The sequence below is a fragment of the Ahrensia marina genome (genome assembly GCF_001293565.1).
Taxonomy (GTDB): Bacteria; Pseudomonadota; Alphaproteobacteria; order Rhizobiales; family Rhizobiaceae; genus Ahrensia; species Ahrensia marina.
This window is the reverse complement of record NZ_JXMU01000038.1, coordinates 1-17,674: the sequence shown is the minus strand read 5'-3', so window position 1 is coordinate 17,674 and position 17,674 is coordinate 1. Positions and strand designations below refer to the sequence as shown.

Annotated in this window: 13 protein-coding genes; 8 read left to right on the top strand and 5 right to left on the bottom strand. The window is 50.6% G+C overall.

All coding sequences use genetic code 11. The annotated features are described in order from the left end of the window. The first annotated feature begins 274 nt into the window (after nt 1-274). Nucleotides 275-1,570: a vWA domain-containing protein gene (locus SU32_RS16460; RefSeq protein WP_054000475.1), complete on the top strand. Its 1,296-nt coding sequence runs from the start codon at nt 275-277 to the stop codon at nt 1,568-1,570. Nucleotides 1,571-1,900: 330 nt separating this feature from the next. On the opposite strand, the gene acs is transcribed toward SU32_RS16460, so the two are convergent. Then, nucleotides 1,901-3,853, bottom strand: a complete 1,953-nt coding sequence (gene acs, locus SU32_RS16455; protein WP_054000474.1) for an acetate--CoA ligase — start codon at nt 3,851-3,853, stop codon at nt 1,901-1,903. A gap of 293 nt (nt 3,854-4,146) precedes the next feature. Between acs and SU32_RS16450 the strand changes: the two genes are divergently transcribed. Further along, nucleotides 4,147-4,686, top strand: a complete 540-nt coding sequence (locus SU32_RS16450) for a YcbK family protein (RefSeq protein ID WP_054000473.1) — start codon at nt 4,147-4,149, stop codon at nt 4,684-4,686. Between the two features lie 44 nt (nt 4,687-4,730). Here SU32_RS16450 and SU32_RS16445 read toward each other — a convergent pair whose 3' ends face one another. Continuing rightward, nucleotides 4,731-5,966: an MFS transporter gene (locus SU32_RS16445; RefSeq protein WP_054000472.1), complete on the bottom strand. Its 1,236-nt coding sequence runs from the start codon at nt 5,964-5,966 to the stop codon at nt 4,731-4,733. Between the two features lie 108 nt (nt 5,967-6,074). Between SU32_RS16445 and SU32_RS17185 the strand changes: the two genes are divergently transcribed. Then, nucleotides 6,075-6,224, top strand: coding sequence for a DUF3309 family protein (locus tag SU32_RS17185; RefSeq protein WP_082376855.1), 150 nt, complete (start codon nt 6,075-6,077; stop codon nt 6,222-6,224). Between the two features lie 57 nt (nt 6,225-6,281). Here SU32_RS17185 and pyc read toward each other — a convergent pair whose 3' ends face one another. The 3 genes from pyc to mgrA all read right to left on the bottom strand — a co-directional run bounded on the left by pyc (nt 6,282) and on the right by mgrA (nt 12,482). Further along, nucleotides 6,282-9,746 (bottom strand): pyruvate carboxylase, encoded by a 3,465-nt coding sequence (pyc, locus tag SU32_RS16440; RefSeq protein WP_054000471.1) that lies wholly within the window; start codon nt 9,744-9,746, stop codon nt 6,282-6,284. 70 nt (nt 9,747-9,816) lie between these two features. Further along, nucleotides 9,817-11,451, bottom strand: coding sequence for a glycoside hydrolase family 43 protein (locus SU32_RS16435; protein WP_054000477.1), 1,635 nt, complete (start codon nt 11,449-11,451; stop codon nt 9,817-9,819). After that, nucleotides 11,451-12,482 carry an L-glyceraldehyde 3-phosphate reductase gene (gene mgrA, locus SU32_RS16430; protein WP_054000470.1) on the bottom strand — a complete coding sequence of 344 codons (1,032 nt, stop codon included), beginning with the start codon at nt 12,480-12,482 and terminating at the stop codon, nt 11,451-11,453. Before mgrA ends, SU32_RS16435 begins: the two co-directional genes overlap by 1 nt. 317 nt (nt 12,483-12,799) lie before the next feature. Here mgrA and SU32_RS16425 point away from each other — a divergent pair, with 317 nt between their 5' ends. The 5 genes from SU32_RS16425 (at nt 12,800) to proB (ending at nt 16,837) form a co-directional block, all read left to right on the top strand. After that, nucleotides 12,800-13,459 carry a 50S ribosomal protein L21 gene (locus SU32_RS16425; RefSeq protein ID WP_054000469.1) on the top strand — a complete coding sequence of 220 codons (660 nt, stop codon included), beginning with the start codon at nt 12,800-12,802 and terminating at the stop codon, nt 13,457-13,459. Between the two features lie 125 nt (nt 13,460-13,584). Then, nucleotides 13,585-13,854: a 50S ribosomal protein L27 gene (rpmA, locus tag SU32_RS16420; RefSeq protein WP_054000468.1), complete on the top strand. Its 270-nt coding sequence runs from the start codon at nt 13,585-13,587 to the stop codon at nt 13,852-13,854. 112 nt (nt 13,855-13,966) lie between these two features. Continuing rightward, nucleotides 13,967-14,584, top strand: a complete 618-nt coding sequence (locus SU32_RS16415) for a GNAT family N-acetyltransferase (RefSeq protein WP_082376853.1) — start codon at nt 13,967-13,969, stop codon at nt 14,582-14,584. Between the two features lie 95 nt (nt 14,585-14,679). Further along, nucleotides 14,680-15,720 (top strand): GTPase ObgE, encoded by a 1,041-nt coding sequence (gene obgE, locus SU32_RS16410; RefSeq protein ID WP_054000467.1) that lies wholly within the window; start codon nt 14,680-14,682, stop codon nt 15,718-15,720. Nucleotides 15,721-15,724: 4 nt separating this feature from the next. Beyond that, complete coding sequence (proB, locus tag SU32_RS16405; protein WP_054000466.1) at nt 15,725-16,837, top strand: glutamate 5-kinase; 1,113 nt, start codon at nt 15,725-15,727, stop codon at nt 16,835-16,837. Nucleotides 16,838-17,674 lie beyond the last annotated feature (837 nt).

Here is a 17,674-nt window from a genome sequence, read left to right as displayed (position 1 = left end):
AGCATGTCAGGAAAAGTGGGAACCGGTTTCCCGCCCCGACATGCGGCAAATCATAGGGTTAGAGCGTGGATGCGTTTTAATGAAAAACAGACACGCTCTAGCGTCCCGCCTGCTTAACGTTAAATTAGCAGCAAAAATCTTAGTACTTTGTTGATGATATTTTGCATCTCTTGCGCCAAACCGGCACGACGCAGGGTAAGTTTAATATTCTTCAACACGCTTTTGCTAAACCTCGCGCAATTATATTTGCAGTTAATTGCGTAGGGATAATACCGTGTCGATCATTTCCAAATGGAAACAACATTTTACAAAGTCAGTCTCGCATTTTCGCGCAAACACTGAAGGCCAGTTTGCGATTATGTTCGCAATAACGGCGGTCGCCCTTACCTTGTCCGGCGGTCTTGCTGTTGACGGCGCACGGCTATACTCGGCCAAATCAAAACTCGACAATGCGATTGATGCCGCTGTTCTTGCAACAACACGCGACATAACTTCGGGTAAAATTTCAAAAGATGATGCTAAAGAAGCAATCGGTAATTTTCTATATTCAAACATAGACCCCGCCAGCTTTAGCAATGGCGAAGTTAAAATCGACAATATCGGCATCGATCATGATACCAAGACCGTGAAACTTGATGCCCATGTCATGTTGCCGATGACATTAACAGCGGTTGCGGGTTATCAGACATTGAAAGTCAGCTCGACTTCAGCGGCCAGGTACAATGACGATAAAATTGAAATTGCCATGGCGCTGGATGTCACCGGTTCAATGGGCTCTGTTATTAATAAAGCCACCGGTGAAACCCGTATGGAAGCTCTGGTAGATGCCGCCAGTGCCGCAATTCAAACGTTAATACCGAACAAAGAAGCAGGCGAACGTGTACGCATAGGACTTGTGCCTTATTCGAGTTCAGTGAACATCTCACCGATTGAATCGAAAATCGGAACACGCGGCAAAACAAAAGGCTGCGTTATCGAGCGCACCAATGCACAGCGCTACACCGATGATTTCTCCACTGGCAGCAACCGGGTTAGAGCCGTTAAGGACAAACCGGGCAGCTATGGCTGCACGCACAGTGAAATCGTGCCGTTGACAAATAATACAGCCAAGCTGAATTCTGCGATTAAAAACCTTGGCACCTATGGCCATACCGGCGGACATGTCGGCATCGCATGGACACAATATATGCTTTCATCCAAATGGAATAAGGCATGGCCGACAGGTTCAGATGCGGCACAGGCAACAGACAAACAAACCAAAAAATTCGCTGTCATCATGACCGACGGAGAGTTCAACACGTTTCTTTCCAACGGCAACGGCTATGGTGGAGGTAAAAACCAGTCGCGCACCTATGCTGAAAACCTGTGTACCAACATAAAAAACAATAACATCCGCATCTTCTCGATTAACTTTGCCGGCGGTAGCGATGCAAGCAAACTCATGAAAAAATGCGCCTCTCCGGATACCGCCACAGACCAGTTCTTCTTTGATGCGTCCAATAGTGAAGAATTGAAAAAAGCATTTCAGGCAATCGCCGAAAGCATCAAGGGTCTGCGCCTGGTCAGCTAAACAGAAAAGGGCCGCTCAAAGAGCGGCCCCGCAATTCCGTCTACCGGTCGGTTTCAACCAAAGCCAAGCGCTTCCGGTGTCGGATAGTCAAACTCTCAGAGGCTGCTCCAAGAGGCAAAAATCCGCATAAACCGAGCCGTCTTATTGGAACTACTGATCATCGGATCACCTCCTTTCGTTTGTTAAACACATAAGAAAGATGGGATAGCAAAACTGATTTGCCAAGAGGCAATTTCCCATATGTCGGCTAAAACCTTGCCTCATTTACTCCAAAACGAAAAAAGCGCCGCATGAAACATGCAGCGCTTGATGCCTAAAACCGGTATTATTTTAAGCTTTCTTGTTTTGGCGGTTCTCGATCAAATCATCGACAACGGCAGGATCTGCAAGTGTCGACGTATCGCCGAGCGAGCCAAAGTCGTCTTCGGCAATCTTGCGCAGAATACGGCGCATAATTTTGCCTGAACGGGTTTTTGGCAGTCCGGGCGCGAACTGGATTTTATCCGGTGATGCAATAGGTCCAATATCCGAACGCACATGTGCAACAAGCTCTTTGCGCAATGCATCGTCACCTTCCTCGCCTTCCATCAAAGTGACATAACAATAAATGCCCTGCCCTTTAACATCATGCGGGTAGCCAACAACCGCCGCTTCGGAAACCTTGCCATGGGCCACAAGAGCTGACTCAACCTCAGCCGTCCCCATGCGGTGGCCCGACACATTGATCACATCATCGACACGGCCTGTAATCCAGTAATAGCCGTCCTCGTCGCGGCGGCATCCGTCACCGGTGAAATATTTGCCCTTATAGGTGGAGAAATATGTCTGGATAAACCGCTCATGGTCGCCATAAACCGTGCGCATCTGGCCCGGCCATGAATTGACAATACAGAGATTGCCCTCAACAGCGCCTTCCAGCACCTCTCCTTCATTATCAACCAGTTGCGGCTGGACACCAAAGAACGGACGTGTCGCCGAGCCCGGTTTCAAATCTGTTGCGCCGGGCAACGGCGTAATCAGAATGCCGCCCGTCTCAGTCTGCCACCATGTATCAACAATCGGCGATTTCTTATTGCCGACAGTGTTGTAGTACCATTCCCACGCCTCCGGATTGATCGGTTCACCCACAGAACCGAGTGTGCGCAAGGATTTCAGAGACGCCTTTTTCACATGGTCGTCGCCTGCGCCCATCAATGCGCGGATCGCGGTCGGTGCCGTGTAGAAAATATTGACATTGTGCTTGTCACAGACATCCCAGAACCGTGAAGGCGACGGATAGTTCGGCACACCTTCAAACATCAATGTCGTCGCGCCGTTGGCGAGCGGACCGTAGATAATATATGAATGCCCTGTGACCCAGCCGACATCGGCCGTACACCAGTAAATATCACCGTCATGATAGTCGAACACATATTCATGCGTCATGGACGCATAAACAAGATAGCCGCCTGTCGTGTGAAGAACACCCTTTGGCTGGCCGGTTGAACCGGACGTATAAAGAATGAATAGCGGATCTTCGGCTTTCATCTTGGCGGGCGCACATTCGCCGCGCGCTGCTGCAACAGCGTCATGATACCAGATGTCGCGTTCTTCGTTCCAGTCCACTTTCGCAGCGGTGCGGCGAACAACCAGCGTCGACTTCACATCGACACCGCCTTTAGAGGCAATCTCTATCGCCTTATCAGCATTGGCTTTCAGCGGAATTGTTTTGCCGCCGCGCAGCCCCTCATCAGCTGTAATCAGGAAGGTTGATTCACATCCGACAATACGGCCCGCAAGCGCTTCGGGAGAAAACCCGCCAAAAACGATTGAATGGACAGCACCAATGCGCGCACAGGCTAGCATTGCATAGGCAGCTTCGGGAATCATCGGCATGTAGATTGTCACGCGGTCACCTTTTTTGACCCCGTTTTTCTTCATCACATTAGCCAGACGGCACACCTGATCATAAAGCTCGTTATAGGTGATTTTCTTATCATCATAGGGATTGTCACCTTCCCAGATGATAGCAACCTGATCGCCCCGTTTTTTCAAATGACGGTCAATACAATTATACGCGACGTTGGTGACGCCGTCTTCAAACCATTTGATCGAGACATCACCTTCAAAACTGGTATTTTTCACCTTGGTGTAAGGCTTGAACCAATCAATACGCTTGCCGTGCTTGCCCCAGAACTTTTCAGGGTCTTTCACGCTCTGCTTGTACCATTTCAGGTATTTTTCATCATCGATTTTCGCGCGTTTTTTGGCTGCGGGCAAAACACGATAAACTTCACCAGACATTAAATTCTCCTCCAAAGGCATTAAGCCCTATTCTAACGCAGAACTGCGCCTCCACTGGCTATCATTATGACAACATAGCAGCTTCGTAAATTAGACGAATGACCCCTATCGCACCTGCCGCGTCATTAAAATACCAAACATCTAATGTGACAGCCCGTAACCAAGCTTGAATTGACCCTTCGTAACCGGACATTTAGGTCCGGGGCAATGGCTTGGGAGGGTTGTGCATTAGATTGCACAGCCCTCTTTTTATTTTACCAGCCACTCATTTAAACAAATTACAGGTTTCATGAATGCGCTTTAGTCGAACGCTTAATTTTGTCCGTCATCAATCCACTGTCATTTTTCTGACTTTTATCGCTGTCGCCACTGCAACAAATGCGCAATCGGGCGCACTAAAATCCAACGGCAATCCTTGGCATGCTTTAACAGATGGTTTGATGGATCATGATCATGGCCATTTGCTGCGCGAGCCTTCTCCTTTTGACGATATGAGCGCTGTTCAGCTTGCGGCTCTACCAAAGGGCCGCCGCATTCATTTTAACGCACCGTCCAAATGCGTACCGGCCCGACTGAAAAAAGTACTCAATAGTGTTGCGGCAAAATATGGCCCGATCACTGTTAACTCGACATTCCGCAGCAGCAAAAGAAACCGCAAGATTGGCGGCAAGAAACGCTCCTGGCATTTAAAATGCGGCGCGGTTGATTTTCGCGTTCATGCAGGCACAAAAGGTCTGTTGTCCTATTTGCGCAAAAACAAGAATGTTGGCGGTTACAAACGTTACCGCTCAGGCTTTTATCACATTGATGTCGGCCCGAAGCGCACATGGTAAATCAGATTGAACCCGGTCTTTGCACCGGGTTTTCTTTTGGCAGATCAATGGCCCGCTCTATTCGCCTTCTTGCCATCGATATGCGGCAACACAAATCCGAGTACTGCAACCACCAGTACGATAAGCGCCCAGCCGACATAGACGATGCCGATCGAATAATGTTCAGCAACCAGACCAACCAGCGCAGGAATAAACAGCAGTCCCGCATAACCAAGCGCGGTAATGATCGCGATACCAACCGACGGGCGCACACCGGGATATTTGCCTGCAGCCGAAAATAAGACAGGCACGATATTCGCCATGCCGATGCCGGCGAGCAAAAAGCCGAAACACGCCATATAAAAATCATCGGCATAACCACCGATAAACAACCCGACAGAAGAGATTGCGGCACTGACAATAAAAGTGCGCCGGTCTCCGAAGCGCGCGCGCACACCATCACCTAAAAACCGCATCGATGCCATGGTCAGGGAAAATGCGGCAACCGCATAGCCACTGACAATCAAAGGCGCATCAAGCTCTTTGAGTAGATAAAGCGCGCTCCAATCAATGATTGTGCCCTCCGGCGCAAAAGACAGCATGGCAATAATGCCCAGAAAATAAATGCCAAATGTGCGCGGAATGCCGGTTTTCCGTTTTGGAGCATCAATCCCTTTTTCTTGCTGCGCCTCAAAATCAGAATCCATATTCTCATCAGACATAAGCCGCGGCCAGGCATAAAACATCAGTGCAAGAACAATAGCCGTAACAATCAAAGCGTGGCCCATCTCACCAAACCACGCGATCATCGCGCCGCCGGTCAATCCGCCAACCAGCCCGCCAAAACTCCAGAAACCGTGATAGGAGGACATAACCGGCCTATCCAGCGCGACTTCCACAGCCACACCATTGGCATTCATGGCGTTGTCCATCGCGCCTAAAAACATGCCGAACCAAACCAATGCGAGACCAGTCCAAAGCAGGTTTGGCGTGAGTGTTAGCAACACAAGAGATACAGACAGTAAAAGCCAAGTCCAGCGAACCACGAAAACAGAACCAAACTTGGTAACCATCCATGCCGCAAAAATTAGGGCAATCAAGGCACCAAGTCCAAAGATAACGATCAGTTGCCCCAGCACACCCTCGGATATACCCAGCCGTTCCACCACCACAGGAATTTTCGGCGCCCAGTGACCGATCATCAGGCCATTGGCAAAAAATGCTGCATTAACGGCCCAGCGTGCCTGGGACAATGTGCGTGGCGTTGCAACAGCAGGGGCTGTGGCTTGGTGTCCGCTCATGATTACGACTTTCTATAAAATCCCGAGACGGGCTTAGGGCAAGTAAAGAAGGGAACTGAATAGCAAATTCGGCGTTATGATACCAAATAATACGAAAAGGAATATATTATGGGCCTCTCGACAATTCTTCTCATCATCTTGGTATTACTATTGATCGGTGCAATACCGGCACGTGGACGCTTCGGTAACGGGCCTATTGGCATTATCGGCGTTCTATTGATTATTGTGCTTATTCTTGCACTGACCGGCAGCATCTAAACGAATTAAACTAAAGCGCGATTTCAACGAAGTCGCGCTTTAGTTTTATGTTATCTATCAGCTTTCCAAAACGACCAGCAGGTCTTTTGCATCAATCTGGTCACCGGCTTTCACAAGCACTTCGGCGATTTTGCCATCGCGCTCGATATGAATTGCGGTTTCCATTTTCATTGCCTCAATAGAACAGATCACATCGCCCGCCTTGACCTCTTGGCCAATACTCACAGCAAGTGTTGAGACCACACCCGGCATCGGCGCGCTGACATGGGCTTCATTACCCTCTTCAGCCTTGCGGCGTGACAGCGACCCTTCCGCACCATGGGCGCGGTCCGGCACTTTGATCCGGCGCGGCTGACCGTTCAGTTCGAAGAAAACTGTTCTCATACCTTTTTCATCGGTCTCGCCGATTGCAAGGCAACGCGCGACAAGCGTTTTACCCTTTTCAATCTCGATGAACACTTCATCGGATTGCTCCAATCCATAGAAATAGACCGGTGTAGGCAGGCGTGAAACAGGACCATATTTTTCCTGCGCAAGCGCAAAGTCTGTAAAGACCTTCGGGTACATCAGATAGGATGCAAACTCGAAATCATTAATGGTGCGGTCAAGCTTGGTTTCAATCTCGCTGCGCATGGCATCAAGGTCAGCAGCATCAAGCAAAGAACCCGGCACATCCGTGTAGGCTTTCTCGCCCTTCAGCACTTTTTTCTGAATGTCCTGAGGCCAACCACCGGGCGATTGTCCAAGGTCACCGCGCATCATGGAAACAACGGAATCAGGGAATGAAATATCTTTTGCCGGATCTTTCACATCCTCAACCGTCAAATCCTGCGATACCATCATCAGCGCCATGTCGCCGACCACTTTGGATGAAGGGGTCACTTTGACAATATCACCAAACATGTGGTTGGCGTCGTGATAAGCACGTGCCACCTCATGCCAGCGTGTTTCCAAACCGAGCGAACGCGCCTGCTCCTTCAAGTTTGTAAACTGCCCGCCCGGCATTTCATGCAGGTAAACTTCCGAGGCCGGGCTTTGGCTGATTGATTCAAAAGCCGCATATTGCTCACGCACCGCTTCCCAATAGAACGAAATCTTGCGTATCCATTCAGCGCTCAAGCCGCTGTCGCGCTCGGTACCGCGCAATGCTTCAACAATCGAACCAAGGCATGGCTGTGATGTGTTGCCGGAAAACGCATCCATGGCCGCATCCACCGCATCAACGCCTGATTCCACAGCCGCCAATACTGTTGCGGCAGCGATGCCCGACGTATCATGCGTGTGGAAGTGGATCGGCAGTTCTGTTTCGCTGCGAAGCGTTGTAAACAATTGACGCGCCGCAGCAGGTTTCAGCAAGCCGGCCATGTCTTTAACACACAGCATATGCGCGCCAGCCGCTTCCAGTTCCTTGGCCAGACCGACATAATATTTCAGATCATATTTCGGGCGGGCGGAGTTTAGAATATCACCGGTATAGCAAAGCGTTGCCTCACAGATTTTATTTTCTTCAACAACCGCATCCATTGAAACGCGCATATTATCGACCCAGTTCAGGCAATCGAAAACGCGGAACAGATCAACACCGCCAGCGGCTGCCTGACGGACAAACTGCTTAACGACATTATCAGGGTAATTGGTGTAACCGACACCATTGGCACCGCGCAGCAACATTTGTAGCAGAATGTTCGGCGCTTGCTCACGCACCATCGCAAGGCGTTCCCACGGATCCTCAGTCAGGAAGCGCATCGACACATCAAATGTCGCACCGCCCCAGCATTCAAGTGACAAAAGATCGGGAAGCGCACGCGCATATGTACCGGCTATCGCCGCAATGTCATGGGTACGCACACGTGTGGCAAGTAGGCTCTGGTGGCCGTCGCGCATTGTCGTATCGGTGATCAGGATTTGCTTTTGATCACGAAGCCATTTTGCAAAGCCGACAGGTCCAAGCTCATCAAGCTTATATTTTGTGCCTGTTTCGGGCATTTTTCCTTCAAACCACGGCACAATCGGTGCGGCACTGTCTGCCTTTGGCGATGGCCTGTCTTTGGTCTCCGGATGACCGTTCACCGTCACATCGGCAATATATGTCAAAAGCTTCGTTGCGCGGTCTTTGCGCTTGACCTGCTCGAACAGAGCCGGCGTATTGTCGATAAATTTGGTTGTATATTCATTCGACTTGAAAAGCGGGTGCGAAATAATCGCTTCCAAAAAGGTCAGATTGGTTGCCACACCGCGAATACGGAACTCGCGCAATGCGCGGTCCATACGGGCAATCACTTCATCAGACGTCGGTGCCCAAGCGGTCACCTTTTCCAAAAGCGGATCATAGAAACGTGTAATCACCGCGCCGGAATAGGCGGTGCCGCCATCAAGGCGGATACCGAAGCCTGTCGCACCGCGATAGGCGGTAATGCGTCCATAATCAGGAATGAAGTTCTGCTCAGGATCTTCAGTTGTAATACGGCACTGAAGCGCATGACCATTAAGGCGGATATCTGCCTGCTTTGGAACGCCCGATTCCGGTGTGCCTATCGCATGGCCTTCAAGAATGCGGATTTGTGCTTTAATAATGTCGATACCGGTGACTTCCTCAGTCACGGTATGCTCAACCTGCACACGCGGGTTTACTTCGATGAAGTAAAATGCACCGCTGTCCTTATCCATCAGGAATTCGACAGTACCTGCGCCGATATAGCTGGTCGCATTGGCAATTTTCAAGCCGTAGTCAGAAAGCTCTTTGCGCTGCTCCAGCGACAGATAAGGCGCAGGTGCACGCTCGACAACCTTCTGGTTCCTGCGCTGGATTGAGCAATCGCGCTCCCAAAGATGAACGGCATTGCCATGCGTATCACCCAAGATTTGCACTTCAACATGACGCGCGTTCTGGACAAGCTTCTCAAAATAAACCTCGTCTTTGCCGAAAGCCGCACGCGCCTCGCGCTTGGCTTCTGTCACTTCATTTTCAACGTCTTTTTCCGAGAAGATGGAACGCATGCCGCGGCCGCCGCCGCCCCATGATGCTTTGAGCATGACCGGATAGCCGATTTCGGCGGCCATACGTTTCACCTCTTCCATATCATCAGGCAAAGGTTCTGTTGCAGGCACAACCGGTACGCCTGCCGATATGGCAAGATTGCGCGCTGCCACCTTGTTTCCAAGCGAACGCATGGTTTCCGGCTTTGGCCCGATAAAGGTAATGCCTGCCTCGTGACACGCATCCACGAATTCAGGGCTTTCAGACAAAAGGCCGTAGCCCGGATGAATAGCATCAGCGCCGGAAATACGGGCTACGCGCAGCACTTCCTCAATGGAAAGATAGCTTTCAATCGGCCCTAGATCTTTTTCAAGGTGAGGCCCGCGGCCAACCTGATAAGATTCATCGGCTTTAAACCGGTGCAGCGCCAGCTTGTCTTCTTCTGCCCAGATGGCCACCGTTTTGATACCAAGTTCATTGGCGGCGCGAAAAACGCGGATCGCAATTTCAGAGCGGTTGGCAACAAGAATTTTTTTGATGGCCACAGTGTCGTCCTCGGTATGTTGTTTATCGTTACGGCATGTATAATGTTATAAATTGTGCAGTGCAAACAGCTTATCTCTGAGCAGCTCGCCTTTGCACGTCGGGAACATAGGAAAAGCGCTCAAAACGCGCTTCTTTTGCCCCGCCCGTTATGTCCATTGCAAACATCCCGACGAACCCTCCGGTAAACGAAGCATGTTCACCGCGCCCGCCTTCGTCAGAAATGATACTTGCATCCAGTTGCGGGCCAATGGCGTGCCATTTTTCATCACCCTTATAACGCCAGAAAAATTGCTGGCTGGCATGATCGACCTCAACCCGCATGTCAATATCAGCGCTTTTGACAGCCTGTGGCCCCTCCAGCCAGAACGTCAAAGCGCCATCAGGATAATCGCCGGCACAGGACATCAGTGTGAGCGCACGGCCCATATCCGGCTCATGCGTCAGCAGCAGTATATGGAACTTGCCGCGATTGTAATATGTCGTCAAACCAGCGGCTTGCTGATAGTTTTCAGGTTCAAACTCAAGCGTGGTTTCGGCATTATATTTCAAATGTTCCTGCCTGCGCGCGACAAGTGACTGCTCAAACCAGCTTCCCGCACTTTCGCGCCCGATAAGAACAAGCGCATTATCTTCCAATCTGAACAAACGCTCTGGTTCCGGGTGGCGCAGCCATTGAAATTCGTCCGGCAAAGAGCCTTGCGAAAAATCGGTTTTCGACGGCGCTATCGCACGTTTTTCAACATTGGAAGGCGCAGGCACTTGGGTGCGCGGCAGCAAACCACCCGCTTCAAGATAAAGCCAATCATCCTCGCGCCATACGCATTTTTCGATGCCGGTTTCCCGCCCCAGTGGGCAAAAACGGCCCTCACCATTCGGACCTTTGATTGGCCGCCCCATCAGGAACGTATGATAAACCTCACCGTCCGGCGTTTCCACATACTGGCCATGACCCGTGCGCTGGATTGGGTGATCTGGCGCGCCAGCCGTTGTCATGAGGTATTTTTGCGGATGATCCTCGTAAGGCCCCCAAATATCCTTCGAACGTGCGAGCGTAATCGCATGTTCATATCCGGTCCCGCCTTCGGCCGTGGTTAGGTAATAATAGCCATTGCGTTTAAAAATATGCGGTGCTTCGGTAAGGCCACGCTCCGTTCCGTTATAAATATTTTTGACAGGACCGAATAAGCCTTTGTCCGGCGACCACTCCTGCAACAAAATTCCGTCAAATGAGGCGTGTTTGGGATTACCGCCGGTGCCTTTCCCACGGTGGTTCCACTGCATATTCATGAAATATTTGCGCCCGTCATCATCATGAAACAGCGACGGGTCGAAGCCGGAAGAGTTAATATACCAGGGATCTCTCCATTCGCCGTCAATTGTCTCGCAGCAGGTGATGTAATTAGGCGCGTCTTTAAAGGCTCCGTCGAGCCGTTTGACATCGGTATAAACCAGCCAGAATTTACCATCCGCATATGAAAGACACGGCGCCCAGATGCCGCAACTGTCCGGATTGCCGCGCATATCAAGCAATGCTTTGCGGTTAAGCGGACGCGACACCAGCTCCCAATTCACCAAATCAGTAGATTTATGAATTTGAACGCCGGGATACCATTCGAAGGTAGAGGTCGCGATGTAGTAATCCGTCCCCACCCGGCAAATTGAAGGGTCGGCATTAAAGCCCGGCAGGATCGGATTCTGGATCATCATTCGCTTTCCGATGATTTAGCCCAAAGATTGATGTCTTCTTCTTTGGCGATTTCATCGATGCGCTTCAATTCATCGTCTGTAAAATCAAGATTTGACACAACCCCTGCGCAATCAAGCACTTGGCTCGGCTTGGACGCGCCGATAAGCGCCGTTGTCACACGGCCGCCGCGCAGCACCCACGCCAAAGCCATTTGAGCCAATGTCTGCCCGCGCGCCTCGGCCATTTCGTTCAGGGCACGAACGCTATTGAGCGCGCTGTCGGTCAGCATTGATTCAAACAATGATTTGCCTTGTGTGGCGCGGCTGCCTTCCGGAATGCCGTTCAGATATTTCTTGGTCAAAATACCCTGCGCCAACGGTGTAAAGGCAATCGAACCAACGCCTTCTTCTTCCAGCGTATCAAGCAGACCGTCACTTTCCACCCAGCGGTTGAGCATGTTGTAGCTTGGCTGATGGATCAGGCAAGGCGTGCCCAATTTATTGAGAATTTTAACAGCTTGACGTGTGCGCTCGGAATTATAGGACGAAATACCTGCATAGAGCGCTTTTCCGGACCGAACGATCTGGTCGAGCGCACCCATTGTCTCTTCCAATGGCGTATTCGGGTCAAAGCGGTGCGAGTAGAAAATATCGACATAATCCAGCCCCATACGTTTCAGGCTCTGATCACAGGACGAAATCAAATATTTGCGGCTGCCCCATTCACCATAAGGGCCGGGCCACATGTCATAACCCGCCTTGGACGAAATAATCAGCTCGTCGCGATAACCGGCAAAATCGGTTCTTAAAATTTCCCCGAACGCGGTTTCTGCACTGCCTGCAGGCGGGCCGTAATTGTTGGCCAGATCAAAATGAGTGATACCGTTGTCAAAGGCCGCCTGACAAATTTCACGCTTTAAAGTATGCGGTGTATCATCACCGAAATTGTGCCACAGCCCTAAAGAGACAACCGGCAAACGCAAGCCGGACCGTCCGCAATAACGGTAGACCATTTTCTCGTAGCGGTTTTCGGCAGGAACATAACGCATGAAATTCTCCAATAATGATTTGGCGCGAAAATGATCAGCGTAACTTGTTTTGTAAAGCTAACATCTGCGCAAATCGGTACTGACGGGTACTCACGTGGTAACAGATAGCGCCAAACATGGATTTGCCAAGAGCTATTACGCGCCACTTGACTTTACGGGCTTATACCATCATAGAGAGCGCGTTGGTGCGGCAAGGTTCGCGCCGCGTTTCTTTCGCGCGGCACATTTGTCAAATCATATCATAACCGGAACGACTATAAAAAGACGGCCTGCGCCTCTGGCGTAAGAGCTGGAATTGAACACGAAAGGTAAAAACGATGTTCGCAGTCATTAAAACCGGCGGTAAGCAGTATCGCGTATCCGCTGATGACGTATTTAAAGTTGAACGCTTGGACGCTGAAGAAGGCGCACAGGTTGAATTCTCAAACGTATTGATGGTCGGCAACGGCGCAGAAGTTACAATCGGCGCGCCTGAAGTAGATGGCGCAACCGTTGTTGCAGAAGTTGTCGAGCAGGGCCGCGGCCGCAAGGTCATCGCTTTCAAAAAGCGCCGCCGCCAGAACTCACGCCGTAAGCGCGGCCACCGCCAGTACGAAACAACTGTCCGTATCACAGAAATTCTGACAGACGGCGCAAAGCCTTCTAAAAAAGCAGCGGCCAAGTCTGCTGCAAAAAAAGAAGCCGCTCCGAAGAAAGCTGAAACAAAAGCAGCGCCTAAAAAAGAAGCAAAAGCTGACGCTGCCGCTTCATCAGCGCCGCTCTTTACAGCGCCTGATGGCGATGCAGACAAGTTGACAGACATTAAGGGCATCGGCCCGGTTGCTGAAAAACAGCTTAACGAGCAAGGCATCACAACTTTTGCGCAAATCGCGGCGCTTACAAAAGCCGAGATCGAAAAGGTTGACGAATATATGCCTTTCTCTGCAGATCAGATATCTGATTGGCAGGCTCAGGCTAAAGAACTTATCAAAGGCTAAGCGCGTTTATCGCGCTCTGACTTGATATCCCGGGCAAATGCCCATAATTATCAATTCGGTTCCATTGTCTGGCAACGGCCAATCCATGGAACAACCAAACCGCAAAGAGCGGCAGGAGATTAAAGATGGCACATAAAAAAGCCGGTGGTTCGTCACGAAACGGTCGCGATTCTGAGTCAAAACGCTTGGGCGTTAAAAAATTCGGTGGCGAAAATGTTATTCCGGGCAACATCATTATCCGTCAGCGTGGCACAAAGTGGCACCCTGGTACCAATGTCGGCATGGGTAAAGATCACACGATTTTTGCAACATCCGAAGGCGCGGTTGAATTTCGCCGCAAGGCCAACGGCCGCACATATGTTTCTGTAACACCAATGCAGGAAGCCGCTGAATAAGCCGGATATTCTTGAGACCGGTGTTCAAATCCCGGGTCTACTTTTGAATAAGACTTAAGGGAGTTGGGCATCGGTCCAGCTCCCTTTTTCAATACGAGCCTAGTGAAAACAGATGATCGCGACTGCAAATATGAGTTCTCCGAATTCCTCTGTGTTTGATCTTGAGACACCTGTTCTCGAGACGCCGCGCCTTATCATGCGTCCGCCGCATCGTGAGGACATCGAGGATCTGGCCTTTATCGGCAACAACAGAGAAATTGCGGAAATGACATCCCGTATGCCGCATCCTTATTCCAAGGATGACGCGCTGGCCTTTATCGAAAGCTTCGAAAATGGCCGCTATGAGGGATGCATCTATGCGATCACGCAAACAGATTCCGGCCGTTTGATCGGCATGGGCGCTGTCGAAAATCGCGAGCGCTTCGGTGGCTTGGAAATCGGTTACTGGCTTGGCAAACCCTATTGGGGTCGCGGCTTTGCGACAGAGGCCGCCAGTGCGCTGGTTGATCTGGCGTTCCGCGTAACCGAGACGGACTGCGTATATGCGGCCTGCCGTACAAATAACCCTGCCTCGCGCGCGGTTTTAAGAAAACAGGGCTTTAATTTCGTCGGCCTTGACGAGATGAATTCCCTTGCGGCCGGTGTGGTGCCAATCGAACGTCATTGTCTTGAGCGTGATGTCTGGCTTGATAAGAAATCCGAAGAGAGCAAAGCTGTCGCACGTAAGTAAAGCCTTCGATATGCGGGAATATTCTCTTCTCGCACTTTGACAGCATTTGCGTTAGACACTGCGCTCAGCACTCTAAATAGCGTATTGTCGTACCCATGAAATTTCTCGATCAAGCCAAAGTATTCATCAGATCCGGTGACGGTGGCGCGGGCGCTGTCTCGTTTCGCCGTGAAAAATATATCGAATTTGGCGGCCCTGACGGCGGTGACGGCGGGCGCGGCGGCGATGTATGGGCCGAGTGTGTGGACGGCCTGAACACGCTGATTGATTATCGATACGCCCAGCACTTCAAAGCACCAACCGGTGTGCATGGCATGGGCCGGAACATGACCGGCAAGAAAAGCGAAGACAAAATTCTTCAGGTTCCTGTCGGAACCCAGATCTTTGAAGACGACAATGAAACCCTCATTTGTGACCTGACCGAAGTTGGCCAGCGCTTTTTATTGGCACGCGGCGGCAATGGCGGTTTTGGCAATGCGCATTTTAAGTCATCGACCAATCAGGCACCCCGCCGTGCCAATCCCGGCCAGGAAGGCGTTGAAAAATGGATTTGGCTGCGGCTGAAACTCATCGCAGATGCCGGTCTCGTTGGTCTGCCCAATGCTGGCAAATCCACTTTTCTGGCCAGCGTAACAGCCGCAAAGCCGAAAATCGCAGATTATCCGTTTACAACGCTTCATCCCAATCTCGGCGTTGTGCGCATCGACCAGAAAGAGTTTGTTCTGGCCGATATTCCCGGCCTCATTGAAGGCGCGCATGAAGGCGTGGGTATTGGCGACCGTTTTCTGGGACATGTTGAGCGCACGCGGGTATTGCTTCATCTTGTCTCCGCGCAAGAAGAAGATGTCGCGCAGGCCTATAAAATTGTGCGCCGCGAACTGGATGCTTATGGCAACGGTCTCGAACTGGACCAAAAAGCGGAAGTTATTGCGCTTTCACAAACCGATACCCTGCCCGATGACGAACTTGCTGAAAAAGCCAAGGATCTTGAGGAAGCAAGCGGGCAAAAACCGATTATGCTGTCATCGGCCACACGTTCCGGCGTTGACGATGTATTGCGCGCCTTGATGCGTCACATTCAGGCCCAGCGCAAAGAAGAAGACGGTCCGGAAGATCCGACACGCTGGGAAGTTTAAAACCGTGGTCTCGCTGTCAAACTATAAGCGTATCGCCATAAAAGTCGGATCGGCCCTTCTTGTTGATCGCAAATCAGGACTGCGTGATGCTTGGCTACAAAGCCTTTGTGCTGACATTGCCAAATTGCATGAAGCCGGCTGCGAGGTGATGATCATTTCTTCGGGCGCCATAGCCCTTGGCCGTAACGTTCTTGATTTGCCTGCCGGCATATTAAAGCTGGAAGAAAGTCAGGCGGCGGCAGCGGTCGGGCAGATTACGCTGGCACCGGCATGGAACAGCGCGCTCAAAAAGCACAATATCAATACCGGCCAGATCCTGCTGACGCTTGAAGACACGGAAACCCGGCGGCGCTATTTGAATGCGCGGGCAACGCTCAGCGAACTTTTGCGCCTTAAAGCCGTGCCTGTCATCAATGAGAACGATACGGTTGCAACAAGCGAAATCCGCTATGGCGACAATGACCGGCTTGCCGCGCGCGTTGCCACTATGATGAATGCGGACCTTCTCATTCTACTTTCAGATATTGATGGTCTTTATACAGCACCGCCTGCGCTCAATCCTGACGCCGTGCATTTGCCGGTCGTCGATACAATCACGCCTGACATTGAAGCCATGGCAGGAAGCGCAGCATCTGAATTGTCGCGCGGCGGTATGCGCACAAAGATTGATGCCGGTAAAATCGCCACCCATGCCGGAACCGCGATGATTATTGCGAAAGGCGAAGCAGAAAATCCGCTCCAATCCTTGCAGGAAGGCGCGCGCTTTACACTTTTCAAACCGTCAACAATGCCGGTGTCCGCGTGGAAGAACTGGATTGCCGGTCAATTGGAGCCACAAGGCAGACTTGTTATAGATGAAGGCGCGCGCGCGGCCCTGTTAAGCGGAAAGTCGCTTCTGGCAGCTGGCATCAAGTCAATCGACGGCAATTTCCAGCGCGGCGACACCGTCGCCATTGTGGTGGAAGGCACGCACATTGAAGTGGCACGCGGCCTTTCTTCCTATAGCTCGCATGAAGCTGGCTTGATTGCAGGGCGCAGAAGCGGCGATATCGAGACCATATTGGGTTATGCGCCCCGCGCCGCGGCGGTTCACCGCGACGATATGGTCATCACCTGATCTGTTTCACACGACACTGCAAACAATAAAAAAGGCCGAAACGCTGCAACGTTTCGGCCCAAAGTCCTAATAAGTTATCCCAACCCAAATAGGAACACATTAAGAGCGTACATAAAATGGCACCTTACCGCAAGCCAGTTTTGGGAAAGTATAAATTTCCAACATTTGTGACGCGGAATTCGTCTGTAAAGTACTTCTTAGCAGCTTGAACTGATCCCGATACTGTTCACAAAAGACGTGATAATGCGCGAGGATTTTGCGTTCACCGTCCTTCAAGAGAGAATTCAAGAAAAAAAACCGAAAAAATTCAATTTTTTCTTTTTTAAAAAATGCCGAAAACAAAGGCTTTTGAGCGCCCCCATTTTGCAACGCTGTGTTCACAAAAACTATACACAACCAGCGCTCAAGCGAAATTTGATTTTTCATACATTTTATAAGCCATTGAATTAATAAAGAAATTAACAACGCCTGTTGCTTTTTGACGCACGACGCTCTTTGTCCGGCTCACATAAATCTAACGTTTTCGTAATTTGAAACCGCACTTTGCCAAGCCTAAATTGGGTTCATCGGAAGCGAAACGAAAAAGATTTTCAAATCGCATCCCAAAACAAAAACGGGATTTAACAGACCCGACCAACACACGGACGAAACTTTTGAATGACGGTAAACGTTACTCAAATGACAACAATAAAAAGGAACACATTATGAAAACTCTTGCACTTACACTCGCCGCAACTTTGATTGCTTCTACATCTGCATTTGCTGCTAACAGCTCTTACTCAGACGGTAACGGCACATATCTGCAGCACGACAGCAACCTTGATATGGAAGCAACAG